This window comes from Flavobacterium endoglycinae (assembly GCF_017352115.1).
Classification (GTDB): domain Bacteria; phylum Bacteroidota; class Bacteroidia; order Flavobacteriales; family Flavobacteriaceae; genus Flavobacterium; species Flavobacterium endoglycinae.
Map to the genome: position 1 here is coordinate 4,552,051 of NZ_CP071448.1, position 16,249 is coordinate 4,568,299.

10 protein-coding genes are annotated in these 16,249 nt (G+C 35.2%); 8 read left to right on the plus strand and 2 right to left on the minus strand.

Features of this window, described 5'->3' with window-relative positions:
• Positions 1 to 195: 195 nt before the first annotated feature.
• Both J0383_RS19965 and J0383_RS19970 read left to right on the plus strand, forming a co-directional pair.
• Positions 196 to 1,482, plus strand: a complete 1,287-nt coding sequence (locus J0383_RS19965; protein ID WP_239023113.1) for a Glu/Leu/Phe/Val family dehydrogenase — start codon at positions 196 to 198, stop codon at positions 1,480 to 1,482.
• 122 nt (positions 1,483 to 1,604) lie between these two features.
• Positions 1,605 to 2,828, plus strand: a complete 1,224-nt coding sequence (locus tag J0383_RS19970; protein WP_207295708.1) for a sterol desaturase family protein — start codon at positions 1,605 to 1,607, stop codon at positions 2,826 to 2,828.
• 121 nt (positions 2,829 to 2,949) lie between these two features.
• On the opposite strand, the gene J0383_RS19975 is transcribed toward J0383_RS19970, so the two are convergent.
• Positions 2,950 to 4,548, minus strand: a complete 1,599-nt coding sequence (locus tag J0383_RS19975; protein WP_207295709.1) for a DUF6377 domain-containing protein — start codon at positions 4,546 to 4,548, stop codon at positions 2,950 to 2,952.
• Positions 4,549 to 5,021: 473 nt separating this feature from the next.
• On the opposite strand from J0383_RS19975, the gene J0383_RS19980 reads away from it, so the two are divergent.
• The 6 genes from J0383_RS19980 (at position 5,022) to J0383_RS20005 (ending at position 14,757) form a co-directional block, all read left to right on the plus strand.
• Positions 5,022 to 5,543 carry a DUF5004 domain-containing protein gene (locus J0383_RS19980; RefSeq protein ID WP_207295710.1) on the plus strand — a complete coding sequence of 174 codons (522 nt, stop codon included), beginning with the start codon at positions 5,022 to 5,024 and terminating at the stop codon, positions 5,541 to 5,543.
• A gap of 7 nt (positions 5,544 to 5,550) precedes the next feature.
• Positions 5,551 to 6,633, plus strand: coding sequence for a hypothetical protein (locus J0383_RS19985; RefSeq protein ID WP_207295711.1), 1,083 nt, complete (start codon positions 5,551 to 5,553; stop codon positions 6,631 to 6,633).
• Positions 6,634 to 6,661: 28 nt separating this feature from the next.
• A complete protein-coding gene (locus J0383_RS19990) occupies positions 6,662 to 9,661 on the plus strand; it encodes a SusC/RagA family TonB-linked outer membrane protein (protein ID WP_207295712.1) in 3,000 nt (999 codons plus the stop codon).
• A 24-nt stretch (positions 9,662 to 9,685) separates the two neighbouring features.
• Positions 9,686 to 11,191 (plus strand): RagB/SusD family nutrient uptake outer membrane protein, encoded by a 1,506-nt coding sequence (locus J0383_RS19995; protein WP_207295713.1) that lies wholly within the window; start codon positions 9,686 to 9,688, stop codon positions 11,189 to 11,191.
• A 276-nt stretch (positions 11,192 to 11,467) separates the two neighbouring features.
• Positions 11,468 to 12,712 (plus strand): glycoside hydrolase family 71/99-like protein, encoded by a 1,245-nt coding sequence (locus J0383_RS20000; RefSeq protein ID WP_207295714.1) that lies wholly within the window; start codon positions 11,468 to 11,470, stop codon positions 12,710 to 12,712.
• Positions 12,713 to 12,738: 26 nt separating this feature from the next.
• A complete protein-coding gene (locus J0383_RS20005; protein WP_207295715.1) occupies positions 12,739 to 14,757 on the plus strand; it encodes a glycoside hydrolase family 97 protein in 2,019 nt (672 codons plus the stop codon).
• 383 nt (positions 14,758 to 15,140) lie between these two features.
• Here J0383_RS20005 and J0383_RS20010 read toward each other — a convergent pair whose 3' ends face one another.
• Positions 15,141 to 16,055, minus strand: a complete 915-nt coding sequence (locus tag J0383_RS20010) for a hypothetical protein (RefSeq protein ID WP_207295716.1) — start codon at positions 16,053 to 16,055, stop codon at positions 15,141 to 15,143.
• Between the last annotated feature and the right edge of the window lie 194 nt (positions 16,056 to 16,249).

Sequence of the window (16,249 nt, forward strand, 5' to 3'; positions counted from 1 at the left end):
CATGCACCAATGAAAGGCTTTTTTTTAAAACCATTTTAAAATCGATATAAAAATGAGATCAAATAGAAACATACAAAGTAAGATGCAGTGCTGTCTAATGAAGATTCCGTGTTGCATGTGTTGTTGCCGTTGATTATTGAGAGAACATTTTTAGAACCCAAATCTATAAACCAAAATTTTAAAAGATAAAAAACTATGAGTGCAGAAATTATAAAGCAAAATCCGTTTCAATCTATGATTGATCGTTTTAATATAGCAGCCGATATTCTTAATTTAGAAGAATCAATCAGACAAAAGCTGCAGCGACCAGAAAAACAAATTGTGGTCAATTTTTCTATTACTTTAGATAACGGAACCGAAAAAAACTTCGAAGGATATCGTGTTATTCACAATACAGCTTTAGGACCATCAAAAGGCGGGATTCGATATGATAATTCCGTGAATCTGGATGAAGTAAAAGCTCTTGCTGCCTGGATGACCTGGAAATCAGCTGTAACCGGAATTCCGTTTGGTGGCGCAAAAGGTGGTATTATATGCGATCCGAGAACACTCTCTAAAACGGAATTAGAAAGAATTACAAGAGCCTATACAAAAGCTTTAGCTGATATTTTTGGTCCTGAAAAAGATGTTCCAGCTCCAGATATGGGAACCGGTCCAGATGAAATGGGCTGGCTGATGGATGAATTTTCATTAGTTCATGGGAAAACCATTCACGCGGTAGTGACTGGAAAACATTTGCATTCTGGAGGTTCATTGGGTAGAGTAGAAGCAACAGGAAGAGGAGTGAGCATAATCAGTCTATTAGCTTTAGAAAAATTAAAAATCAGACCGGCACGCTCTACAGCTGCCATTCAAGGATTTGGAAATGTAGGACTTCATTCGGCTTTATTTTTATATGAAAAAGGAGTGAAAATTGTAGCAGTAAGTGATGTTTCTGAAGCATTCTACAATCCTGATGGAATCAATATTCCCGAATTGATTTTGTATTACAATTTGAATAACAAAACCATTAAAGGATATCCCAATTCAGTTGCTATTAAACACGATGAGCTGCTTTTTTTAGAAGTCGATCTGCTTATTCCTGCAGCCAAGGAAGATGTGATTACACAGAAAAATGCGAATGATATTCGCGCTAGAATCATTGTAGAAGCGGCAAATGGGCCAGTTTCTTCTGATGCAGATAAAATTCTACATGAAAAGAATGTTTTAGTGGTACCAGATATTTTAGCGAATGCGGGAGGTGTAACCGTTTCGTATTTTGAATGGCTTCAGAATTCGTTGTTAGAATCTTGGAGAATTCACCAGATTAACAAACGTCTGGAAGACATTTTGGAGAAAGGTTTCGAAACCGTATTTAGAACTGCCGCGAAATACAGCGTAACGCCAAGAATTGCGGCTTACATTATTGCCCTGAAAAAAGTTTCCGAAACACAATCCGTTAAAGAAGTGGCTTTAGAAGCCGAAAAGTTTAAACAGAATTAATAATTATATATCCTCAATCAAGATGATTTTCATTGGTCATAAAAGGTGTTTATGCATTCTTTTTTGGCTGATGAAAATGTCTTTTTTAAACACTGTCAATTAATATAAAGTAATCTTTAAAAATGAAAAACATTAATTTTCTAGCCTTTGCAATGCCCGCTTTCTTTCTTTTTCTATTTCTGGAATACAAGCTGGCCCAACGAAAAAAGAGACCTGAAATTTTTAATTATGAAAGCTCTGTTTCTAATATCAGTATTGGAATAGCAGAGCGATTGATTAACTTGTTTATCGCTGCAAGTTTTTATCAATTGTATTATTTGATTTATGATGACTACCGAATTTTCGATATTCCGAGTGGTGTTTTGGTTTGGATTGCCTTGATTCTCGCCACAGATTTTGTCTGGTATTGGTATCATAGATTAGGGCATGAAGTCAATTTTTTCTGGGCGGCACATATTGTGCATCATCACAGTGAAGAATTTAATTTTACGGCCGCAGCCAGAATTACTACTTTTCAAGCCATAATCCGAACGGGATTTTGGTGTGTCTTACCTCTTGTTGGTTTTCATCCTTCAATGGTTATTACCATGCTTATTGTTCACGGTGCCTATTCGTTTTTCACTCATACACAAATCATCGGCAGAATTAAATGGCTCGAATATGTCTTTGTAACGCCTTCTGTTCATGGTGTTCATCATGCTTCTGATGAAAAATATCTCGATAAAAACTATGGAGATATGTTTACATTTTGGGATCGCCTTTTTGGAACTTTTCAAGCAGAAGAAGAAAAACCAAAATATGGATTGACACATCCGTTAAAAACGTACAGTTTCCTTTGGCAGCATTTTCATTACTATTTTGAAATTTACGAATTATGGAAACGTTCAAAAGGTTTTAAAGCCAGATGGAAAGCTGTTTTTGGAAGTCCTGCCGATATGGATCAGGATATTCGCCCCATTCTAGAAAAACGTTTCCTTCAAGATAAAAGTAATCCGCATCAAAGACTCCGTTTTCGAAATTACCTTTACATACAATTGGGAATCTCTACTTTACTGCTTACTGTTTTTACCTATTATTTTGATGCATTGAATGCGTTTGATAAAATTTTTGTACTCTGCTTAATCATTATTACATTAATTAATTGTGGCGCTATTTTAGAACAACGAAAATGGATTTATTATCTGGAATACGCACGTTTGTATATGATTGCGATTTTTTTCCTGTATGAAGAAAATCTAATTATGTTCTTCTTTATTCCGTTAGCAGTAATGATTTTTGCAGAACAATTATTCTCATTAAGTAGATATTATCAAAATATGATTTTACAATTAGAGAGATCAGAATGATATTTTAATATTCAAATCGTTTTTTTTTCTGCAAGGTTTCCAAAACATTGTAGGTCTTTCATTTAGTATTTTTACAAAAATATACCTGCAAGGTTTCCAAAACCTTGCAGGAATTGGGTAATTATATGGTTTTAATCGCCATAATTTTTTCTTCAAAAGTATCTTTATAATCGGATTTGCTTTTAATTCTCGTTTTATAGGTGTAGATGGTAGCTACAGAAAGTTCTAGAAATTCTGCCATTTGACTGCTGTCCTGAATTCCTAATCGATATAAAGCGAAAATGCGAAGTTCAGTATTTAAAAGTTCGCCTTTCTTAACTATAGATTTATGATCGTTGGGAAATAAATTATTAAAATCCGTTACAAAAGTGGGAAACAATTTAAGGAAGATCTCATCAAATTGATGGAACAGGTTTTCTCTTTCTTCTTTTACATTATAACGTTTCAAACTCGCAATCACTTCATCGGTTTTTTTGGTAATTATTTTATGAAGTGTGCTTTTCTGAATATGGTCAATTTTATTAATAAAAGCCGAAGTAGCTTTAATAAAATACGTAATATATTCTTCTTTAATCGCATTGGCTTCACTCAGACTTACATTCATTTCCTGTAACTGCGCATAAGAGGAAGCCATTATTTTTCTGGCTTTATTTCTTTCCTTCAATTGCTTGAAAATAATAATCGAGAACAAAATGATTATCAAAGTCAAGATTGTCAGTAAAATGATGATTTTTTCCAGTTTGTCATTCTTCTCTTTTACATTATTCAGCTGTGCTTTTTCGATAATCGGAAGTATGGATGAAATTTCGATTTTGCGATGTCTGGCGTTGTAAAAAGTAGCATCATCCATTGCAATATTAATGTATTCATTTGCTTTGTCGAGATAGCCCATTTTAAAAAGCTCATTTGCCAGATTACGAAGCGCTACGGTTTCTTTAGTCGCATTTTTCACATCGGCAATTGCCGCCAAAGCCAAATAATGAATCGCTTTTTTGGTGTAACCTCTTTCCGAATAAATATAACCCAGACTCGAAGTTGCGATTCCGTAATAATCAGGCGGCAGATTGTAATTGTTAATCCAATAACTAAAAGCGAATTCAGCGCCGCGCCAGTCTTGTTGTTTAAGACGTTTTAAACTTTCGGCAGCCCAATATTCATTGGTATTTGTTCCAATTAATTCTAAAGCTTTTTTTAAGAAATGATTTCCCTGCTGTACATAATGAATATTAAAACGCTGGTCACGATTGTAATCGGCTAAATCATAATAAGCGCGGGCTTTAATGTTGTAGTATTCAAATTTGTTTTTTAGATCCAGCTTTTGATCATCAATAACATCTAATGTATCAATGGCTTCTTTAAAAAGTCCGGAAGAAAGAAGCACAAAACCCTCTTTGATTCGGCTTTTAGATAAATACTTGGGATCTTTTAAAACTTTGGCTTTGATTTTCGATTGTTCTAAATAATAATAGGCCGAATCGTATTTGAAAGATTTATATTCTTCAAACAGCGACATATAAGTATGATACAATTCTTCATTATTTTGACTAACGGTATATTTTGAAACATTTTTCTTTAAAGTTTCAATTTTGCGATATTTCTGTTTTAAGTAAACTTCTTTTTTGAGCAGTACATTATCTAATTCTTCAAGAATCGGATTGGTCTCTTTCGCAGTTAGAGAAAAACCCGCAATTAAAAAATATAGAACAAATATTTTTTGCATGGTTTCGATTTGGTTTTAAGGTAAGATAGTTATGGTTTTGAGTTAATTCGTCTAAATTAAAAATTAATTTAAAAACTAATGGTCAGCAGTTTTTGAAATCAGGAATTTACTTTTGAGAATAGTAATAAAAGCATTTTATAAGGCTGTAAAAGGCTGTTATTTGTTAAAAGTACTTTAATATTTTGCAATTATACAATAAAAAGCAATTATATATATGTATACCGAAAAAATATTCACATAAAATTACCATATTGTCATATTTACCATTATTTTACAGGCTGTTTTAGTCTAAACATGACCTTGATTTTTTTAAATACAAAAATATTTTAAAATATTGATTTGTAATAATTTATGTTTTAAAACGGGTCGATTATATCTTGATTTTTCACAGACATTTTTTTTTAGAATTATTTAAGAGATAGTTTCGTATCGTCCTTTTGATAGGATGGAAAACTAACAAAAACCAAAAATTTATGAGAAGTAAAAGTTATTATTGGTTAGCTCTTTTTATGTGTTTTTTTGCAGTTAGCTGCGACAATACAGAAGATGGAAGCTACGTAGATCCCATTACAATTTATGAGAAAGTAAATGGTAACTGGGGACTAACAAATTTGAAAATGGTTGACGAATTTGCGAAGGCAAATAAGATCGAACCAAGCGAAGAAAACCTGAGTATGTATTTCAACTACGAGGATTTTAAAATCCAATTTAATGTAGATGAAAAAAACAAACCTACTAGTTATGAAGTATCAGGAAATGTACCTCCTTTATTTGCTCCAAAAGGATACTGGCAGTTAAGCTCAGATTTTCAGCAGACCAATGCAAATCCTGTAAAAATCTACTTGTACAGCGATGCACAGAAAACTCAAAAAACAGACGAACTTAGAGTAACATCAGTTCCTGGAAAGAATGGCGAAATGGAATTCCAATTATCGCATGCTTCAGGCGGAACAACGTTTGTGACTTATGTATTTAAATTAAATGCTATTAACTAAAAGTAATATGAAAAAATTTCTATATACAATTTTACTTGCCCTTTTGATGGCTCCAACTTTTACTAAGGCACAAGAGAACGCAGGAGCTGTAGGGCCAATGTCATCATTTCCGGTCGTGTACAAATATGATGAGCAGGTTACGTGGTATTTTGACCTTTCGGGAACCACCTTTTTAGAAAACGAAGATTTATACATTTGGATTTGGTCTCCATCTGAACCAGATGCAGGAAACTGGGAAAACTCTTCAAACTTTGCAAAATTAAGTTACGTGGGTAATAAAGTGTGGAGTTTTACTTTAACTCCAACCGTTTATTTTTCTAAAACTCCGGCTGAAATTGCAGCAAGTGCAGGATTTTGGTTTCGTTTGAAAAACAAAAACGGATCAAAACAAAGTGATGTGGCCAATATGCCGTACACTGATTTTACAACTTTCTACACGGCAAATGAATTAATCAGAGCCTATCCAACTAAACCAACATTAGACAAAGGGGTCAGCATTTTGTTTAATGCCAATTTAGCTCCAGGGTTTGCAGGCGCGACAAGCGTTCACATGCATAGCGGATTAAACAATTGGGATATCAAACAAGAATATCAGTCTTGGTTGCCAGATATTGTTGAAAAAACAAAACTGAAAGATTTAGGAAACGGCTTTTATAAAATGGATTTAGTTCCGAAAGATTACTACAATGCTCCAGAGGGTTACGTTATGGAAAATTTAGTTTTCCTTATGGTAAAAGATGACTGGGCAGGAACTATTCCAGATCAGGTTTTATATGCAGGCGCTTACGAACCGCCGCCAGCACCAATTTTTGGATATTTTCCTTTACAAATCAGCCAGAAAGATTTCTTGGGAATGTATAGAAAAAACAATGAGCCAGGTGTAAATAAACTAATCTACACGATCACTGCCGGTGCTAAAACTATTACTGGTGAATTCTCAGGAGGTACAGCAGAGATAAAAGGATTTGTCAATTTAGTTTCAGAACTAAAGGATTCTCCAGCTTTAAGTGAAATTCATATTGTGGTAAAAGACAACAAAGACAAAACAATTTCGGATACCACAATTCCGCTTAAAACTTTAGACAAATAATTCACTATCAAATTTAAACATCATTCTAATGAATAGTAAAAATAAAAGAATAGTCCTGCATCAAATGTGGACTACTAAATCGCTCGTATTCATGATTTTCATGCTTTTTATTTCGGCAGGAATGTTTGCGCAGGGAAAAAAGCTTGTAACAGGTACAGTTTATGACAATACTGGCACTGTACTTCCGGGAGCTTCGATTATCGAAACTGGAACGCGAAATGCTACTACAACCGATTTTGACGGTAAATTTACATTGGAGGTAGCCGTAGGAGGTACAATCGAAGTTTCATTCATCGGATCAACCACTCAAAAAATACAAATCACATCATCAACCACAAAACTAGATGTTAACCTTAAAAATGATGGATATCAATTAAATGAGGTCCAAGTGGTTTCTGTGGGATATGGAACTCAGAAAAAATCTGATTTAACAGGTTCAATTTCAACTGTTACGGCAGATAATTTAGTAAAAGGAACGATTTCTTCGACAGAACAGGTTTTACAAGGAAAAGTAGCCGGATTAAACATTATTCGCCCTTCAGGAGATCCTGCGGCGGGTGCTACTATTCGTTTACGTGGAGGAACTTCATTAACAGCAAGCAATAGTCCGCTTATTGTAGTTGACGGAATTGCGGGTGTTGATATCAATGTGGTACAACCTTCGGATATTAAATCGGTTGACGTTCTTAAAGATGCTTCTGCAACTGCAATCTACGGATCAAGAGGAGCAAACGGAGTTATCATCATTACCACAAAATCAGGAACTAAAGGCGTTTCTGTAGTATACAACGGTCAGTCAAGTGTGGGATATGTTGCTGATAATCTTGATTTATTATCGGCAAACCAATGGAGAGGATATGTTCGTCAGACAGGAAATATGGATGCAGTTGATTTTGGCGGCAACACCAACTGGCAGAAAGCAATCGAACAGACTGCAATTTCTCAGTCACATACTTTAAGTATCAATTCAGGAAAAGCAGATAGCGGTTTTAGAACTTCTATTTCATACTTAAACAATGAAGGCGTTATTAAAAAATCAGGTTTAGAAAGAATCAGCGGAAACATCAACGCTTACCAATATTTAGGCGATAATAAAGATGTAAAATTTGATATGGGATTATTTGCCAATATCGACAAATGGAATCCAATTGATTACAGAATTTTTGAACGTGCTTATAACTTAAACCCAACAATTCCGGTTTATGACGCAAACGGAAATTTCACGAACGTAAACTTTACACTTTACGAAAATCCGGTTGAAATTTTAACCAACAGAACAGTCGATAATGAAAGACACAGGCTTTTAGGTTATTTCAAAACAGAAGTTAAATTCTTAAATGATTTTCAAGCAGTGGCTAACATTTCGTTAGAACATAATGCAGTAAAAGGCGGAACTTACAAACCAACTTACGCGATTATGGAAGGACGTTCTGAGTCTGGATATGCACAAAGAACATATGCTGAATATACAAATGCACAAGGAGAACTTTACGTAAATTACAATAAAGTAATCGACAAACACAATATTAGCGCTCTTGCGGGTTATTCTTATCTTGAAAATATCTACGAAGGTTTTGGCGCACAGCGTTCTGGTTTCGTAACAGATGCTTTTGGATACAACAATTTAGGAGCGGGTTATAATTATCGTTTAGGTGACGTGTATTCATACAAAGGAAAATCAAATTTGGTTTCTTTTTATGCACGTGCTAACTACAACTACGATGGGAAATATTTGCTTACAGCTACTGTAAGAAGAGATGGTTCAAGCCGTTTTGGAGAAAACAATAAATGGGGAACTTTCCCATCTGCTTCTGTAGCTTGGAAAATTTCTAACGAAGACTTCATGAGCTCTACAAAAAACTGGTTGGGATCATTAAAATTAAGAGCAGGTTATGGAGTTACTGGTAACCAAGATGGAATTGGCGAGTACAAATCGCTTTCTATTTTAGGAGTTGGAAACGATAGTTACTACGATCCAGTTACAGGAACATGGAGTTTAGCATATTCTCCAAAACAAAACCCAAATCCTGATTTGAAATGGGAATCAACAAGACAATTAAACATTGGAGTAGATTTCAGTTTATTTGACAGAATTACAGGTTCATTCGAGTGGTACCAAAAAAACACTCACGATTTATTATACACTTACGAAGTGCCTCAGCCTCCGTACTTAGTAGGAACTATGCTGGCAAACGTTGGAGAAATGTCTAACAAAGGAGTTGAACTTACTTTAAATGCTGATATCGTAAGAGGAGATAAATTTACATGGAATGCTAATGTAACGCTTGGACACAACGTTCAGAAAATCGAGAAATTATCAAACCCAACGTATAAAACAGATGTTATTTACAGCGGTTCATTACACGGTTTAGCAGGTATGTCTGGACAATATTCTCAGATTATTGCGGAAGGATATCCAGTTGGAACATTCTGGGGATTCAGAAATGCAGGACTTGATGCCGATGGAAAAATCCAGTACTACAATGCTGCAGGAGATATTGTTGCAGAAAGCGCTTTAGTTGATGCTGATAAAACAGCTTTAGGAAACATTCAGCCAGATTTGACTTTAGGTATCGGGATGAACTTTACCTACAAAAATTTTGATCTTGGAGTTTCAGGTTATGGAATGTTCGGACAAAAAGCTTTAAATGCTACCAACATGATGCTGAACGATCCAAACAGGCTTCCAACTTACAATGTTCCAGACAGATTCCTAAACAGTGGTATTACATCGGCTCCAAAATATTCTGATTACTGGATTGAAGATGCGTCATTCTTTAGATTACAAACCGTTTCAGTTGGGTATACTTTACCATTGAATATGAAAAAATCAAAACTAAGAATGTACATCATGGGAGAAAATCTTGCCGTATTTACAAAATACAAAGGAGTAGATCCAGAGATTGGTTTAAATGCACAAGATGGTGCTGACCAAACAGGATTAGCAGCGCCAGGTATCGATAAGTACAACAATTATCCTAGACCAACTACAATTTCTGTGGGATTAAATTTCACTTTGAATAACTAAGCGATTAACTCAAAAATATAAAAAATGAAAATCAAAATATTAGGAGCATTAGTAGTAAGTATGCTTTTTACGATATCATGTACCGATCTAAGTGAAGACTTATATGATAGAGTAGAAGATGGAAATTTTGGAAATACGCCAAAAGAAGTTGATGCATTGGTAGGAGGAGCGTATTCATCTTTAAGAGGTTTCGCTGACGGAATATCAAATAACTATCCAACCTGTGAGTTTGTATTCTTTTTGAATGAAACCGTTTCTGATGAAGCTACGATTCCAACAAGAGGAACCAACTGGTACGATGGCGGACAATATCAAGATGCACAAAAACATACTTGGAAAGCAGACAACCGTTTGATTCTTTCGGCATGGCGTTATAACTATACCGGAATTGCAAAAATCAACTCTATCATTTATCAAATCGATAAATCATCGTTGACAGATGCTGCAAAAGCACCCATTTATGCTGAATTAAAAGCATTAAGAGCGTATTACTATTACAACCTGTTGGATGCTTTTGGTAACGTGCCAATTGTTGTAAATTTTGAAGATACTTCACTGCCTTCAAATTCTACAAGAAAACAAGTGTATGATTTTGTTGAAAAAGAATTATTAGATGCTATTCCGCACTTAACATCAAATGTGGTGTATTCTAAAATGACAAAAAATGTAGCGTATGCTCTTTTAGCAAGATTATATCTGAATTCAGAAGCTTTTATTGGAACAGCACGTTGGCAGGATTGTATCGATATGTGCCAGAAAATTTCTGGATATACTTTAACACCAGATTTCTTTACCAATTTTTCAACTCAAAATGAAAAATCTCCAGAGATTATTTTTGCGATTCCTTACGATTCAAAGGCAGGGACAGTTGGAAACTACATGAACTCAATGTCTTGCCATTATCTGCACAGATTAACAATGTCAGTTTCAGGAACAGATTATCCATGGAGTGCAAACGGAATGTGTGCACAGCCGGGAGTTTATTCTGCTTTTGCTGATACCGACAAAAGAAAGAAATGTATGGTAGCCGGAGATCAAATCAACATGGCAACTGGACAAGTAATTATCATGGACAACGGAGAACCACTTACCTATACAGAAGATGTAACAAGCGTTGCTAACGCAAAAGACAATGAAGGTGTACGTTTAGGAAAATACGAAATGAAGGCCGGAGAAACATGGGAGCGTGACCACGATTTAGTAGTAATTCGTTATGCTGAAATTTTAATGATGCAGGCAGAATGTTACGTGCGTTTAGGTTCTCCAGATTTGGCAAAACCTTTTGTACAGCAAATCACAACACGAGCAGGAGCAGAAATGCCAGCAGTAATCGACCTGCATTTTATCGATCAGGAGTTACTTAGAGAATTTGCTTTTGAAGGAAGAAGAAGAACAGACAACATTCGTTTTGGAACATTCTTCCAGCCATGGTGGGAAAAAGGAACAACGCCTGCTTACAGAGCAATTTTTCCAATACCAAGTACAGTTTTAACAACAAACAAAAATTTAATACAAAATCCTGGGTATTAAATTACAGAATGTCAGTCTTCCATGTTGGTTAGTCGTGGAAGGCTGACATGTTTTTAAACATATTAATTAGCAAAACAGGATTTATAAGAGATGTATTTAACACATAGAAACATAGATTTTTTATGTGCAAAATTAGGATGAAGAAAGAAGCTCATTTCTCGTACATAGCTATGTTCGCTGATGCAAAGAAATACCTTTTCCTAAGTTTCAAAAGCTATGTTTCTATGTGTTTAAATTTTTAAAGCATTAATTATAAAATAAATAGAACCCTCAATTATGAAAAGATATATCACATTATTGTTTTTTGGAATAATGAACATTTTACTCGTTTCTAGCTGCAGCAGTGATGATAAAGGTTCAGATGAACCAGTAAAACCCGAAGTGGTCGAGCCGGTTGCGATTGAAAAAACAAACAGCACCAAAATTTACGTTCATTATATGCCTTGGTTTGAAACCAACGAAAGTTCAGCCGATAAAAAATGGGGATACCACTGGACAATGGCAAATAAAAATCCAAACAATATAGGCGCAAACAATCAAAGAGAAATTGCGGCTTATTATTATCCAATGATTGGGCCTTACCATTCTGGAGATAAAAGTGTGATTGAGAATCATTTATTATTGATGAAGTATTCAGGAATTGACGGCGTTTTGATCGACTGGTACGGGACTTACGATGTCAACGACTACCGAATGGTAAAAGAAAATACAGAACAGCTTATTGCTATGCTCGATAAAGTGGGTTTAGAATATGCCATAGTTTACGAAGATCGTGTAACAACTAATGTGGTAAATGTCGGAAAAGCAATTTCAGTAACCAGCGCAGCCAAAACGGATTTAGCCTATTTAGAGAAAAATTGTTTCAGTGATGCCAATTACATCAAAGTAAATGGAAAACCATTATTGCTGAATTTTGGTCCAATTGTATTGCAAACGCCTGCCGAATGGACAAACGTTTTCAATACTTTAACCACAAAACCTACTTTTTTAACTCTTTGGGGCGAATCTTCAGACGCTGGTGTAAATGCATCAGGAGAATATGCATGGGTTTACAAAGACAATAGCTTTTTGACTAATTTTTATACCAATACCAAACCAAACCTTTCGGTTGCAATGGGAAGCGCTTATCCTGGTTTTAAAGATTTTTATGCCGAAGGTGGAGGCGGAGCAGCGATTGGATGGACAATTGATCATAAAAACGGAGCTACACTTGATGAAACACTTCAAATGGCTAAAAATGCCAATGTGAACTATTTACAATTAATCACTTGGAATGACTTTGGAGAAGGAACCATGATCGAGCCAACAGTAGAATTTGGATACACATTCATAGAAAAAATAAAAACATTTGCCGGAGTAAAAAACACCGAATCCGTTTTTCTTGAAATCAGTAAAATGTACAACCTGCGTGTTCAAAAGAAAGGCAATGCCGATACCCAGAAAAAACTGGATCAGGCTTTTAATTATTTTGTTTCAATGCAGCCTGCAAAAGCAAAACAGTTAATAAATGAAATTAAATAAGCGCTGTAATTAATACAATTTAAATAATGAGAAACATACGATATAGATACTGTTTATTGGCTTTGGCTTCGGTGATGCTATTTGCCTGCAGTACTAAAAAAACATACAAAATCAGTTCGCCTGGAAAAGTAGCCGAATTAATTTTTGAATTAACGCCGTCAGGTCAGCCTCAGTACAGTTTTTCTTCAAATGGAAAATCAGTTATAGAACCTTCTTTAATGGGATTTGAGTTTCAGGAAATCCAAAAAATGACAGACGGTTTTGAAGTGGTTTCCACCGAAGAAAAATCAGCCGATGAAACTTGGGAACAACCTTGGGGAGAATTCAAAAAAGTTCGCGACCATCACAATGAACTTATTGTACATTTGAAAGAATCGAAAGGTGAAGAGCGTCTGGTAGATATTATTTTCAGAGTTTTTGATGACGGTTTAGGATTCCGCTACGAGTTCCCAAAACAGCCTAACTTAGGAAAAGTAAAAATTTCAAATGAAGTAACACAATTCACTTTTAAAGATAATAACGATGTGTGGTGGATTCCGGTGCACCGCGAAAACAGTTATTACGAAAGTGAATATCGTAAAACACCAATCAGCAAAACCGATACGATTAACACACCAGCCACATTTGAAACAAAAAATAAACTGTATGTAGCGATTCACGAAGCCAATTTAACTGATTTTGCTTCGATGACACTTTTAAAAACAAGTGACAAACAATACAAAAGTGATCTTGTGCCGTGGGCTGATGGTGTAAAAGTATATGCAGAAACGCCATTTAAAACGCCTTGGAGAACAATTGTAGTGGGTAAAAATCCAGGAGAAGTGGCGACTTCTACGATTATGCTGAATCTAAACGAACCATCAAAAATTGAAGACCTTTCTTGGATTACACCTTCAAAATACATTGGAATCTGGTGGGGAATGCACTTAGAAAAATTCACATGGGGACAAGGGCCAAAACACGGAGCAACGACTAAAAATACCAAAGAGTACATTGACTTTGCTGCAAAAAATAATTTCGACGGCGTATTGGTAGAAGGATGGAACGAAGGCTGGGATGGTGACTGGACAGCAGATGGTTCTGCATTTAGTTTCGTAAAAGCATATCCAGATTTTAATTTGGAAGAAATCACCAAATATGCTGCTATGAAAAATGTTCGTTTAATTGGACATCACGAAACCGCTGGAGCTTCAAAACATTATGAAAGCCAGTTAGAAGATGCATTTAAATTGTACCAGAAAATGGGCGTGAATTCGGTTAAAACAGGTTATGTAAACAAATATCTGGATAAAAAAGAATGGCACGACAGCCAGTATGGAGCACGTCATTACCGAAAAGTGATCGAAACAGCTGCGAAATATCATATTATGATCGACAACCACGAACCGATGAAAGGGACAGGTTTGCAGCGTACCTACCCGAACTTTATGTCTCAAGAAGGCGGACGAGGTCAGGAATACAATGCATGGTCTGTAGATGGAGGAAATACACCAGAGCATTTAACTACTTTACCGTTTACAAGAATGCTTTCTGGGCCTTTTGATTACACGCCGGGGAATTTCAATTTTGATTACAAAACACCATCTGGAGCGAGAGTACAAACAACATTAGCAAATCAATTAGCATTGTATGTTATTATTTTCAGTCCGTTGCAAATGGCTTCCGATTTACCTGAAAATTATGAAGGTAAACCTGAATTCCAATTCATTAAGGATGTTCCTTGTACTTGGTCAGATACAAAAGTTTTGGATTCAAAAATTGGAGAATATACAACCATTGTCCGTAAAGAATGGGACGAGAAAAATTGGTACTTAGGTTCTATTACCAATAGAAATGCCAGAGATTTAAAAGTAACACTTTCTTTCCTTGACGCAGGAAAAGAATACGAAGCCGAAATCTATGCAGATGGAGCAGGGGCGAATTACAAAACCAATCCGTATCCAGTTACTATCTCTAAGCAAAAAGTAACTAACAAAAGCGAATTGAATATTAAATTGGCAGCTGGAGGAGGAACAGCCATAAAATTTACTCCAATTGAAAAATAATAGTTTGAGTTAAGTTTAAGTGTAAAACGCGACAGGTTTTAAATCTGTCGCGTTTTTTGTATCTGCCTCAGTTGTTTTTAGGGTTAGATTCTACATTTATATTTCGCTCCGCTGGAGCTTATTTTCTTTGGGTAATTGTATTCTATAAATATATCGCCCTTCTAGGGCTTTTTGTTGAATTAATGATCGTTTAAAATATTCATTAAAGTTTTTAACTTTTTAATAGATAGTAAAATACAACATCATTATAAAAACTAATGCTGCGTAGCAGTCTAATATCTATAGAAGAAATAGTATCAAACTAATAAGCTCCATAGGAGCGACACATATTTAATAACACATTTTGGAATTTGAAATTTAAAAATCTTGGAATTTCCAAAACCTTAATGTCTGTACAATTTCACATGATTCCCAAATGTATAGGCCGCACTAATGGTTGGACCATTATATCCCCATTTTAGGAAACCGTTTAAACGATCTTCAACAGCATCAATTTTAAAATTTAAACCCGTATAGCCAGCAGTCAGACTGAAATTTTCGTGCACATTGTACAGAAGAGAAAGATTGTAACTGACAATTCGGCCGTCAATGTTATCAATTTGAAGCGCCAGATAATTAGCATTGGCATACAACCCAAAACGTTTTCCTAAAACAAATTCGCCCCAAATACCAACGTCGGGTAGAGGAGCTGTAAAAGCAAAATTATCTCTCACTTCAGCTTGTGCCTGATTCGCTTCAACACGCAAACCTAAATCAGCAAAAAGTACGTGGGCTCCAATAAGCAATCCTGCTTCGTATTTTGGTTTTGAGAGAATAGCATATCCGTAAGCTACTCTCGCAATTTGCACATCGAAAAAAGCAGAAACACGTGTATTTATATTGTACGTATTATCTCCAAATGTAATTTCTTTCTGCAAAGTTTTAGATGAATTTCGATTCAATACAAAATATTCTGCACCTAGGCGTGACCTTCTGGAAATACGCCAGTCAAAAGTTCCAAGAAAAGAAGTGCTTGATTTAGAAAAACCCAAATCATCTTCCAGATCAATTTCTGTTCCTTGTTGCCCATTATTTCTACCGACTTGAATCTGAGTATTATTTACCGGAAAAAAAGCACCAGCTGTGACTTTAAATCTCCTAGCATGCCACGGCAGATCATCTGCATCATTATTCAGTAGTTTTCGATCATCATTATTTGTAGAGATTAAAGTATTTTCGGGATTAATTTCAGCGGTGGTCTGTGCTTTTGCCGAAAAGAGAGTAAGTGGAATTATCAATAAATAAACTAATTTTTTCATGAGATTGATGGTTTAGGTTATTGTTGAATAAGCAGAATAAAGTTAGTCAAAAAAATCTTTCAAATTTGTTTTGTGGATTTATTATTTTGATTATCAGTTTACTATGTTTTTTGATTTGTTTTGAAAAACGATCTAAAGTTTGTCTTTTGCCAATATCAATCACTTTTCGGATTGCTATTCATGTCTAAAATCGA